This is a genomic window from Streptomyces sp. NPDC085481, from assembly GCF_044541845.1.
Classification (GTDB): domain Bacteria; phylum Actinomycetota; class Actinomycetes; order Streptomycetales; family Streptomycetaceae; genus Streptomyces.
Genome location: NZ_JBITTJ010000015.1, coordinates 213,926 through 224,466, shown reverse-complemented (window position 1 = coordinate 224,466; position 10,541 = coordinate 213,926). Strand labels below are relative to the sequence as shown.

Here is a 10,541-nt window from a genome sequence, read left to right as displayed (position 1 = left end):
CCGTCCACCACCAACACCAACGCCGCCGTCAAGACCGTCCTCTCCGTGGACTGGCGCGGCATCAAGTCCTTCGGATGACCCCCAGGACGACCTGATGTCCTGAGGTGCTTGTCCTGATCGCTTGAACGAGAGGAGGGGCCGTCCCGGAACGTTCCGGGACGGCCCCTCCTCTCGTCTCCTGCGGACTACCAGATCGCCTCGACCCACTCCGGGTGGTCGATGAACGGGTTCCGGTTGCCCTGGTAGGTGTTGTAGATGACGTCGTTGCGACGCTCCTCGAACGCGCTCGGCGGGTCCTGCTCGTTCCACTGCTTCAGGACCGAGAGGCGGCCGTGGAAGCGGACGCTGCCGTTGGTGGTCGACTCGTTGGGCTCCAGGTCGGCCCAGGCGTCGTCTCCCTCGTAGCGGACGGCCATGTAGAGGATCATGCGGGCCACGTCGCCCTTGTCGGCGTCGCGCGGCTCGAAGGAGTTGCTGTCGGTGTAGCTGCCGGGTGCGCCGCTGACCGGACTGCCGCCGTTGTCGAAGTCCTTGTTGCCGCGGATGCTGTTGACCTGGACGTCCGCCGCGCGCAGGTGGTGGAGGTCGGTGCCGGGGCCGGCCGAGGTGCCGAAGTTGCCGTGGGACTGGGCCCAGGTGTGCTCGCGGTTCCAGTCGCCGACGTCGCCGCCGTTGAGGCTCTTGCTGCGCGAGGTGCCGCTGTACAGCAGGATGACGTTGTTGGTGTTGTCGGGGTCCTGGTCGGTGACCTTCAGCGCGTTCCAGACCGCGTCGTACGAGATCTTGCTCTGGCTGCTGATGATCGTGTGCAGCGAGGACTTGAGGCTCGTGCCGGTCTTGCCGACGGCGTTCTGGTAGTACGTGCTGTCGTACGCGGTGGTCGTGGCGCCGGCGGGAGTCGCGGTGACCGCAGGGAGCGTGAGGCCGACGAGGGCGGCGGCGATCGCTGCCACCAGCATCTTCGATCTGCCAGTCTTCACAACGGACATGGGGGGCCCTTTCCCGGGGACGGTACGCGTGGGGGAATCGTGGCGCCCGGCTCAAGGGCACCGCGATCTACGCGTGTTGACTTTCTGTCACCGGGAGAGTGACATGGGGTGGTGGGTTGTCGTGTAACGGTCAGAAGGCTATTGCGTGACGTTCTCGCATACGGGGGAACCACGGCCGATGTCCGATCGGCCGTGCGGATGGTTCAGCCCCGCAGGCCCGCCAGTCGGCGGCGGTCCAGCGGCGAAGCGCGGCGGTCGAGCCGCTGCTCCAGGAGCCGGCGGGCGGTGTCGCGGTGGCCCGCCTCCACGAGGGCGTACAGCAGGGTCTCCTCGACGACCTCGCGCTGCGCCGCGCTGCCGCCCACCCGGCGCAGCGAGGGCAGCAGGCAGCGCAGTCGCTCGGCCGCCGTGTCCCACTCCTCCTCCAGTACGGCCTCCAGCGCGCTGCACAGGGGCACGACGACCTCCCGCTGCACCGGGTCCGCCCCGGCCGCGTGGGTGCGCAGGCGGCGGAGGGCCGGCAGGTCGCCCGCGGCGGTCAGGGCGACGGCGCCGTGCAGGGCCGTGAACGCCGTCGAGGGGCGTTCCACCAGGTCGCGGGCGACCGCGTCGAGGACGCCGTCGACCGGGACCCGGCCGGTCCAGTTCCGGGACATGCGGGCCCGCCACAGGAGCGAGCCGGAGTCGACGAGCGCGCGGACGCCGCTCACCTGACCGGGAGCCAGCTGGGCGAACCAGCGACGGCGTACCGCCGCCGAGTCGTCGAGGGCGAGCTCGTGCAGGGCCACGTGCCAGGAGAAGTGCGCCCGGTGCACGGCACCCCGGCCCTGGCCGCCGATCCAGCCGTCGAGCCAGTCCCGGCCCGCCCGGTGGGCGCCGGACTCGTAGTGGACATGGGCGAGGGCGTGCACGGCGTGGCCGGATGCGGGCTCCGCGGCGAGCGCCGCCCGGGCCAGCTCGCCCGCCTCGTCGATCCGGCCCTGCTCCTGGCGGACGAAGGAGAGCAGCGAGGTGTGGAACCAGTGGCCCTCGTACGCGGGTGCGGTGCCCTCCACCAAGCGCAGGGCCAGGGTGCCGTCGAGGTCCCCGACACCGGCGAAGGCGATGGTGGGGACCGCGATGCCGAGCGCGAACGCGTCGCCGGGGAAGCGGTCCAGGTGGGCGACGAGCGCCGTGTCGCCGTCCCCGTCCCCGGGCCCGTCGTGCGTACTGATCCGGCGCGTGACGACGTCGACGAACGAACGCTCCCGTTCGTCCCCCCGCTCCCGAGCGCTGCGTCGGGCGTCCGCGAGGGCCCGCGCGACATCGACGTCCGCCCCGCCCTCGTGGCCGAGCAGGGCGAGCGCCGCGTGCCCGAGGGCGAAGCCCGGGTCGAGTTCGGTGGCGCGCGTGAACGCCTCGGCCGCCTTCGCCCGTACGGTGATCACCCGGCCGAGTCCGGTACGGAAGGCCGCGGCGGCAGCGGCATGGGTGGACAGCGGCAGACCGAACTGGTCGGTGGGCCGGCGCCGCGCCGCCCGCGGGCTGTGGGGGAGCGGCGTGAGGACGGCCTCGGCGATCTCCTTGGCCTGGGCGCGGATCTCGGGGATCGCGGTGGTCTCCCACAGCTCGCCCCGGCGCGGCGCGCCGAGCGTGAACAGCGGCCGCGCGGCGCGTCCCTGGGCGTCCCGCAGCCGTCCGGTGTCGGTGGCCACGCCGATGCCCAGGGGTCCCGGTACGGCGAGCCCGTCGGCGAGGAGCCCGCCCCACAGCGGGTCGCCGCCCGCGTCCGCCCGCAGCCCCGGCCCCGTACAGTCCACCACCCACGCCACGCGCAGCTCGCGGCCGTCGACGAGGGACACGGCGAGGCCGCCGTCCTCGGCCGGTACGGCGGAGGCGACCCGGCCGGCGTGGATCCGCAGCCGGCGGGCGGCGCGCGCCCGGGTGACCGCCTCGGCCGTGGACGGGGCCATCCGGTGCCGGTGGACGTTCCAGAGGGTCGCGTCCCGCCCGAGGAACTCCGCCCGCTCGTCGTCGCTGAGGCCCTGCCAGAGCCGGGCGATCCCGGGCCGCAGTCCGTCGAAGGCGGGCCGCCAGTCGCCGTGGGTGCGGCGCGTGGCGGCGACGTGCCGGGCCACCGCCCTGCGCAGGCGGGGGAACGGGAGCCCGGCGAGGTCCGGCGGCGGGGGTACGGCGGGGAGCGGGGCGACGGCGTGCGGCCGGGGCAATAGCCCGGTGCGGGACACGGCGTGCAGCGTACGGCCGGGCCGGTCGAGGACGAGTGCGAGGTCGACGGCGGTGAGGCCGGTGCCGACGAGGAGGACGTCGTCCGACGGGCCCACGGCGTCGAGTGCGCCGGGCGCCCAGGGGCGGGCGATGAACCGGTCGGAGCCGGCGAGTCCGGCCGGCGCCCAGTCGGCCCGGCCCGCGGCGGGCCCGGTGGCGAGCACCACGCTGTCCGCCGTCACAGACCCGCCGTCCGCGAGCCGGAGTCCGACGCGTCCGCCGGGCGCGTCGGCGCAGCCGGTCGCCCGGGTGCGCAACCGTCGTACGGAGACGGTGCCGTGCGCCGCGATGACGGCGCGGCCGAGGGTGTCGGCGAGGTAGGCGCCGTAGCGGTAGCGGGAGGCGAAGTCGGCCGCGGTGACGGTGGGTTCGCCGTGGCGGGTGAGCCAGCGCAGGAAGTGGCCGGGGTCGTCCGGGTAGCAGCTCATGCCGCCGACCGGCACGTTGAGCCGGTGCTCGGGGACCTCGGTGGCGTACGCGATGCCCCGGCCGGCCTCCGGCGCGGGGTCGATCAGGACCAGGTCGAGCGGCGTGCGCCGCCGGGCCGCCGCCTCGCAGAGCTGGACGGCGACGAGGGCGCCGGCCGCGCCCGCGCCGACGACGGCCACCGTCGGTCGCCGATGCGTGCCCTCAGTGGCCTCGACGGCCTCGACGGCCTCAGTGGACTCGGCGGCGCCAACGGACTCAGCGGACTTGGCGAATGCGGACTCGGCGGACACAGCGGACGCGGCGGACACCACGGGTACCTCCGGTGCGAAGCGGGCACGGCACGGGCAATGTTCACTATGTCGATGAACAAAATGAACTCACAACGCCGGTTTTGGACAACAAGGCCTCGTGAGACATTTGGCCGGTGAGGATCTCAGCGCGAACGGACTACGCCATCCGGGCCATGGCGGAGCTGGCCGGCGCCCCGGAACGACCGCTGAAGGCCGAGGACATCGCCGGACGCCAGGACATCCCCGTCCGCTTTCTCTTCGTCGTGCTCAGCGAACTGCGCCAGGCACGCCTGGTGTCGAGCGTGCGCGGCCCCGACGGGGGCTACTCGCTCACCCGGCCGCCCGGGGAGATCACCCTCGCCGACGTCATCAGGGCGATGGACGGACCGCTCGTCAGCGTGCGCGACCTGAAACTGACGGGCCTCGAGTACCAGGGCGCGGCCGCCCCGCTGCCCGACGTGTGGCGTGCCGTGCGGACGAGCCTCCGTCAGGTCCTGGAGGGCACGACCCTGGCCGACCTGGTGACGGGGGAGCTGCCCGCGCTCGTCCAGGAGCGGGCCCGTACCTACCAGGACGACGTACGGACGTATCCGCACGGCGGCTGACGGGAAGCCGCCTCAGCGCTCGACCGGCAGCCCGCGGGGTTCCTTCACCCGCTTCATGATGATCTGCGAGTTGACCTCCGTGACCCCCGCCAGGGTCGTCAGGCGCTCGATCCACAGCCGTTCGTAGGCCGCGAGGTCGGCGACCGCGATGCGCAGGAGGCAGCCGGGGCTGCCGAAGAGGCGGTAGGCCTCGATGACGTCGGGGATGTCCTGCAGGGCCTCCTCGAAGGCCTCGACCGTCTCCCGGTCCCGCTTCACCTCCACGGAGACCAGTACCTCGAAACTCCGGCCGACGGCCTCGGGGGCGATGACCGCGCGGTAGCCCTGGATCACCCCGTCCTGCTCCAGCTGGCGGACCCGCCGCATGCAGGGGGAAGGGCTGAGGCCGACGCGCTGGGCGAGCTCCTGATTGCTCAGCCGGCCGTCCTCCTGGAGCTCGCGCAAGATATGGAGATCGATTCGGTCCATGGCGCAATTATCCACCGCTCTGTTCATGGTTCCGGGGTGATTTCGCAATCGCGTTGCGTAGTCGTTGGCCTATCCTTGCCGCGCACCCCAGGGAAGGACAGCACGCTCATGAAGTGGACGCGCGACAGCAGGCCGCGCCGCATCGTGGTCATCAGCACCGGCGGCACCATAGCCAGCCGCTGGACCGGCAGCGGATACGCCGCCGACGCCTCCGGCGACGACGTCGTGGCGACCGCCGCGGTCCCCGACGCCGTGAACGTCGAGGTCGTCGACCTGTTCAACGTCAACAGCTCCCGGATGACCACCGGCCGCCAGCTGGCCCTGCTGCGCACCGTCCACGAGACGCTCGCCGACCCCGGCGTCGACGGCATCGTCGTCACCCACGGCACCGACACCCTCGAGGAGTCGGCCTTCTTCCTCGACCTGCACCACTCCGACCCGCGCCCCGTCGTCTTCACCGGCGCCCAGCGCCCCTTCGGTACGGGCGACGGTGACGGTCCCGGCAACCTCTACGACGCCCTGCAGGTCGCCGCCACCGTGCACGGCCTCGGCGTCCTCGTCGTCTTCGACGGCCTGGTCCACGCCGCCCGCGGCACGGTCAAGACCAAGACGCTCGCCTCCGACCCGTTCGCCGACCCCTCGGGTGACCGCCTCGGCCGCCTCGGCTTCGGCCAGGTCGACGTCGAGCGCGAGCCCGAGCGCCCGGCCCCCCTGCCGCTGCCCGCCACCGGCCGCCCCGCGCCCCGCGTCGACATCGTGATGCACCACTCCGACGCCGACCCGCTGCTCTTCGACGCGGCCCTCGCCGCCGGCGCCCAGGGCATCGTCCTCGTCGGCACCGGCGCCGGCAACGCCACGCCCGAGATGGCCGAGGCCGTCGCCCACGCCGTCGACCGGGGCGTCCTCGTGGTCCTCTCCACCCGCGTCGCCTCCGGCCCGGTCGCCGAGGTCTACACGGGCGGCGGCGCCGTCGACCTGGCCGCCGCGGGCGCCGTCCTGGCCGGCACGCTGCGCCCCGGCCAGGCCCGGATAGCCCTCCTCACCGCCCTCCTGTCGGACACGCCATCGACCGAGCGCCGCACCGCCCTGCTGCGCACCCTGCTCGAAGGCCCGGTCCGTTCCGAGCCCGCCCTCGCCGCCACCCCCTCCCACGCGTAAGGCACCCCGCACCGTGATACCCGCACAGCAGCACGACGTCCGACGCGAGCACGACCTGCTCGGTGACCGGGACGTCCCCGCCGACGCGTACTGGGGTGTCCACACCCTGCGCGCCCGGGAGAACTTCCCCATCACCGGCATCCCGATCTCCGTCTACCCGCAGCTGATCGACGCGCTCGCCGCCGTGAAGGAGGCCGCCGCCCTCGCCAACGAGGAGCTGGGCCTGCTCCCCGCGGAGAAGGCCGGCGCCATCGTCGCCGCCTGCCGCGAGATCCGCGGTGGCGCGCTGCACGAGGAGTTCGTCGTGGACGTCGTCCAGGGCGGCGCCGGCACCTCGACCAACATGAACGCCAACGAGGTCGTCGCCAACCGCGCCCTGGAGCTGCTCGGCCACGCCAAGGGCACGTACGGCCGGCTGCACCCCAACGAGGACGTCAACCTCGGCCAGTCGACCAACGACGTCTACCCGACCGCCATCCGGATCGCCGCCATCGGCGCGGGCCGCGAGCTGCTGCGGGCGATGGCCGTCCTCCAGGACGCCTTCGCCGAGAAGGCCGTCGAGTTCGGCACGGTCGTCAAGATGGGCCGCACGCAGCTCCAGGACGCGGTGCCCATGACGCTGGGCCAGGAGTTCTCCACGTACGCCGTGATGCTGGAGGAGGACCGCGGGCGGCTCGCCGAGGCGATCGAGCTGATCCACGAGATCAACCTCGGCGCCACCGCCATCGGCACCGGTCTCAACGCCGCCCCCGGCTACGCCGAGACCGCCCGCCGCCACCTCGCCGGCATCACCGGCCTGCCCCTGGTCACCTCCGCCAACCTGGTCGAGGCCACCCAGGACTGCGGCGCGTTCGTCCAGCTGTCCGGGGTCCTCAAGCGGATCGCCGTGAAGCTCTCCAAGACCTGCAACGACCTGCGGCTGCTCTCCTCGGGTCCGCGCGCCGGCTTCGGCGAGATCAACCTGCCGCCCGTGCAGGCCGGTTCGAGCATCATGCCCGGCAAGGTCAACCCGGTCATCCCGGAGGTCGTCAACCAGGTCGCCTTCGAGGTGATCGGCAACGACATGACGATCACCATGGCGGCGGAGGGCGGCCAGCTCCAGCTCAACGCCTTCGAACCGGTCATCTTCCACGCCCTGTCGAAGAGCCTGACCTCCCTGAAGGCGGCCTGCCTCACCCTCGCCGAGCGCTGCGTGACCGGCATCACCGCCAACACCGAGACCCTGCGCGCGAGCGTCGAGAACTCCATCGGCCTCGCCACCGCGCTCAACCCGCACCTCGGCTACACGACGGCCACCGCCATCGCCCAGGAGGCGCTGGCCACCGGCCGCTCGGTCGCCGCACTCACCCTGGAGAAGGGCCTGCTCCCGCCCGAGCGGCTCGCCGAGCTCCTCACCACCGAGCACCTCACGGGCACGGCGGGCGGGGTGCTCAAGGTCTGATCGGGCCGGTCAGGCCCTCGGCAGTGCGAAGTTGAAGTCCGCTGAGCCGAAGATCCCGAACAACCGGAGCCAGAGCGGCAGCACCAGCTCGGTCGCGCGGGCCCCGGTCAGGTCGCCCAGGTCGACGATCCGGGCCTCCGGCCAGCCGAAGGACCGCAGCAGACCGGTGACCACGGACTTGGCCTCCGCGTCGTCGCCGCAGACGAACACGACGTGGTCGCCCGGGACCCTTCCCGGGTCGACCATGATCGTGTTGGTCATGGTGTTGAGCGTCTTCACCACGCGGGTCTCCGGGAACGCCCGCTGGATCTGCTCGGCCAGACTGCCGCCGTCCGGAGTCACGACCTTCGGCGGCATACCCGCGGAGAAGTCGAGCGGGTTCGACACGTCGATCAGGACCTTGCCCCGCAGGTTCTCCGTGCCCGCCGCCTCCAGCGCGGCCATCGACACGAGCCCGCCGGTCGCGTTCACGACCAGCTCCGCCCCGCCCGCGGCCGCCGCGAACGTGCCGTGCGCGGACCGGTGCCCGGCCGCCCATTCCGCGGCCCTGGGGTTGTCGGCCGACCGGGAGCCGAGCGTCACCTCGTGACCGAGCGACACCAGCTTGCTCCCGAGCCTGCGGCCGGCCTCACCGGTGCCGAGTACGGCGATCCTCATGCGCGTGCGCTCCTTCGTTGCCGTGGGGACATGCACGTTCACGGACGACCGTAGGCCCCGCAGGCGCCGGAGACTCAAGTACGCGCGCGACAAGGCCGACATTCTTACCGGAAACGGTACGAATCAATCCTGGAGTCGCCGCATGCCGAGCAGCCCCGCCGCCACCCCTCTCACACCCGTCACCCCCGTCACGCCCGACTCCCTGGATCGCGAGGCCGCCGCCCTGCTCGACAGCGCGGCCTGGCAGGAGATCGTGGCCCGCTGGTCCGAGGCCCCGCCGGTACGGGAGGAGGTGGCGGCGGGCGACTGGCGGCAGTTGCTCTCCGTCCCCGTGGAACGGCTCGTCGCCGACGCGCTGGACGCCCTCCCCGCACCCCTGCCCGCCCAGCGGCCGCTGCCCAGGCGGCTGGGCGCGATCCTGCCCGACCGGCTGCACGTCTGGCGCCGGATCGGCAGCCCCGACGTGCCGCCCTCGGTCCATCTGGCCCACGCCCGGCGCGTCCTGACCGAATGGGGCTGGCAGAACACCCCGTACAAGCTGCGCGACCGCCGCGGCGCGCGATGTGTCTGCGGCGCGATGCTCGCCGCGCACCGCCTCGGTCACGGCAGCGCCGCCACCATGAACGAGGCCGGGGCCTGGATGCTCGAGGAGCTCCGTTCGTACGGCTGGACCGAGCTCATCGGCCCGTGGAACCGCGCCCCGGGCCGGACCGCGGCGGAAGCGCTCGCCCTCGTGGACGCCACCATCCGCCGCGCGGCCCGGGCGGGCCGCTGACGCGAGGTCAGCGCACCGGCAGCTGGTCGACCAGCGGCGGCAGGGCCTGTGCCGGAGCGGCGGACCGCAGGCCCGCGCGAGCCGGGGTGCCGCTCAGGGCGCCGTTCACGTGCGCGTACAGCGCCGGGGTGATCGGGTCCGGCAGCGGCTTGCCCTCGGCGTCGAAGCGCTGGTACTTCATCAGGGTGTAGCCGATGGAGACCTGGCGCCGGCCGTCCTCCGTGGCGAGCGACCAGGTGCCCGCGCCGAAGACCGCGCCGTCGTGGCCCCAGTACCAGTCGCCGCTCGGCATCCTCAGCGTGTAGATGCCGAGGCCGTACCGCATCGCCTCCTCCTGACCGGGCTCCGGCTCCTCCATCGGGACCGTCGTCTTCATCGCGCGCAGCGCGGCCGGGCCGAGCAGCTTCCCGCCGAGCAGCCGGCGGTAGAAGACGTTGAGGTCGTTCGTCGTCGACACCATCGCGCCGGCGGTGCCGGCCCACGACATGTCGTACGTGCTGTAGTCCCGCGGCGGATCGATGAGGCCGAAGAACGACTCGTACATCCCCGCGTGCGGGCCCTTGATGGCCGGCGAGGACGGGAAGTACGTGTGGCGCAGGCCTGCCTTGCGGATCACGTGGCGCGTGATGTAAGCCTCCGGGTCCTGGCCGGTGACCCGCTCGAGGATCAGTCCGGCGAGGATGTAGTTGGTGTTGGCGTAGGCCCACTTGCCGCGTTCCTTCGCCGGCGGGGCGGCGAGCCCGAGGCGCGCGAGCTCCTCCGGCTCGATGTGCCGCAGCCGGTTCTCGTCGAGGGTCCTGCCGGGGTCCTGGAGGATCCCGGGGAAGGCCGGCAGGACGTAGTCGCCGATGCCGCTGGTGTGGTTGAGCAGCATCCGGACCGTCACCTTCTCGCCGCGCTCCCCGGGGACGAGGTCCGGGAGGTAGCGGCCGACGGGCGCGTCCAGGTCGATCCGGCCGCGCTCCACCTGCTGCAGGACGGCGACGGCCGTGAAGCTCTTGGTGATGCTGCCGATCCGGTGCTCGAAGTCCGGTCCCGTCGGACGGCCGGTGGCGGGGTCGGCGACGCCCGTGGCGCCCCGCCACTGCTCGTGGCCGTCGCGGACCGCCGAGTACGCCCCGTACATGCCGGCGGTGTGGAAGGCGTCGAGCGAGGCGCGCAGGGCCTCGCGGTCGAGGGCGGGCCGGTGGCGGACCGCCGCCGTGGTGCCCGCCGACGCCCCCGCGGCGTCGGCGGCCTGGGCCGGCAGCACCCCCAGGGACAGGGTCAGCAGGGCGGTCGAGACCACGGCCGTCGTCCGTGCCGTGCGGGTGGCGCTTAAGCGCATGAGGAAGTTCCCCTCCGTCGGTCGTCGCGCACGCGATCCCGTGCGCGGACCGTCCATCCTCGCCGCCCGGCACGGGGCGCCGCCTCCTTCCCCGGAACGATCACGATCGCCGGAACGCGATACCACCGGGGTACTAC

9 protein-coding genes are annotated in these 10,541 nt (G+C 73.1%); 4 read left to right on the top strand and 5 right to left on the bottom strand.

Annotation, left to right across the window (positions count from 1 at the left end; translation table 11 throughout):
- Positions 1-185: 185 nt before the first annotated feature.
- Together ACIGEZ_RS28495 and ACIGEZ_RS28490 are read right to left on the bottom strand one after the other, a co-directional pair.
- Positions 186-989 carry an endonuclease I family protein gene (locus tag ACIGEZ_RS28495; RefSeq protein WP_399836378.1) on the bottom strand — a complete coding sequence of 268 codons (804 nt, stop codon included), beginning with the start codon at positions 987-989 and terminating at the stop codon, positions 186-188.
- Between the two features lie 203 nt (positions 990-1,192).
- On the bottom strand, positions 1,193-3,862 hold the full coding sequence (locus ACIGEZ_RS28490; RefSeq protein WP_399836405.1) for an FAD/NAD(P)-binding protein: 2,670 nt from the start codon (positions 3,860-3,862) through the stop codon (positions 1,193-1,195).
- Positions 3,863-4,107: 245 nt separating this feature from the next.
- On the opposite strand from ACIGEZ_RS28490, the gene ACIGEZ_RS28485 reads away from it, so the two are divergent.
- Positions 4,108-4,578 carry an RrF2 family transcriptional regulator gene (locus ACIGEZ_RS28485; RefSeq protein ID WP_399836375.1) on the top strand — a complete coding sequence of 157 codons (471 nt, stop codon included), beginning with the start codon at positions 4,108-4,110 and terminating at the stop codon, positions 4,576-4,578.
- Positions 4,579-4,590: 12 nt separating this feature from the next.
- On the opposite strand, the gene ACIGEZ_RS28480 is transcribed toward ACIGEZ_RS28485, so the two are convergent.
- Entirely contained in the window at positions 4,591-5,046 is a 456-nt protein-coding gene (locus ACIGEZ_RS28480; RefSeq protein ID WP_399836372.1) for an Lrp/AsnC family transcriptional regulator, read from the bottom strand.
- A 108-nt stretch (positions 5,047-5,154) separates the two neighbouring features.
- On the opposite strand from ACIGEZ_RS28480, the gene ACIGEZ_RS28475 reads away from it, so the two are divergent.
- Together ACIGEZ_RS28475 and ACIGEZ_RS28470 are read left to right on the top strand one after the other, a co-directional pair.
- Complete coding sequence (locus ACIGEZ_RS28475) at positions 5,155-6,204, top strand: asparaginase (protein ID WP_399836369.1); 1,050 nt, start codon at positions 5,155-5,157, stop codon at positions 6,202-6,204.
- Between the two features lie 13 nt (positions 6,205-6,217).
- Positions 6,218-7,645: an aspartate ammonia-lyase gene (locus ACIGEZ_RS28470; RefSeq protein ID WP_399836367.1), complete on the top strand. Its 1,428-nt coding sequence runs from the start codon at positions 6,218-6,220 to the stop codon at positions 7,643-7,645.
- Positions 7,646-7,654: 9 nt separating this feature from the next.
- On the opposite strand, the gene ACIGEZ_RS28465 is transcribed toward ACIGEZ_RS28470, so the two are convergent.
- On the bottom strand, positions 7,655-8,302 hold the full coding sequence (locus ACIGEZ_RS28465) for an NADPH-dependent F420 reductase (protein ID WP_399836365.1): 648 nt from the start codon (positions 8,300-8,302) through the stop codon (positions 7,655-7,657).
- Positions 8,303-8,444: 142 nt separating this feature from the next.
- Between ACIGEZ_RS28465 and ACIGEZ_RS28460 the strand changes: the two genes are divergently transcribed.
- The gene (locus tag ACIGEZ_RS28460) at positions 8,445-9,077 is read left to right on the top strand and encodes a hypothetical protein (RefSeq protein WP_399836363.1); all 633 of its coding nucleotides are present in this window, start codon (positions 8,445-8,447) and stop codon (positions 9,075-9,077) included.
- A gap of 7 nt (positions 9,078-9,084) precedes the next feature.
- Here the strand turns inward: ACIGEZ_RS28460 and ACIGEZ_RS28455 are convergent, their stop codons facing one another.
- The gene (locus ACIGEZ_RS28455; protein ID WP_399836360.1) at positions 9,085-10,404 is read right to left on the bottom strand and encodes a serine hydrolase domain-containing protein; all 1,320 of its coding nucleotides are present in this window, start codon (positions 10,402-10,404) and stop codon (positions 9,085-9,087) included.
- Between the last annotated feature and the right edge of the window lie 137 nt (positions 10,405-10,541).

What these genes read in the sequence shown, in the direction of transcription:
- ACIGEZ_RS28495 (WP_399836378.1), bottom strand. Translation starts at nt 989, where the DNA reads ATGTCCGTTGTGAAGACTGGCAGATCGAAGATGCTGGTGGCAGCGATC.
- ACIGEZ_RS28480 (WP_399836372.1), bottom strand. Translation starts at nt 5,046, where the DNA reads ATGGACCGAATCGATCTCCATATCTTGCGCGAGCTCCAGGAGGACGGC.
- ACIGEZ_RS28475 (WP_399836369.1), top strand. Translation starts at nt 5,155, where the DNA reads ATGAAGTGGACGCGCGACAGCAGGCCGCGCCGCATCGTGGTCATCAGC.
- ACIGEZ_RS28465 (WP_399836365.1), bottom strand. Translation starts at nt 8,302, where the DNA reads ATGAGGATCGCCGTACTCGGCACCGGTGAGGCCGGCCGCAGGCTCGGG.
- ACIGEZ_RS28460 (WP_399836363.1), top strand. Translation starts at nt 8,445, where the DNA reads ATGCCGAGCAGCCCCGCCGCCACCCCTCTCACACCCGTCACCCCCGTC.
- ACIGEZ_RS28455 (WP_399836360.1), bottom strand. Translation starts at nt 10,404, where the DNA reads ATGCGCTTAAGCGCCACCCGCACGGCACGGACGACGGCCGTGGTCTCG.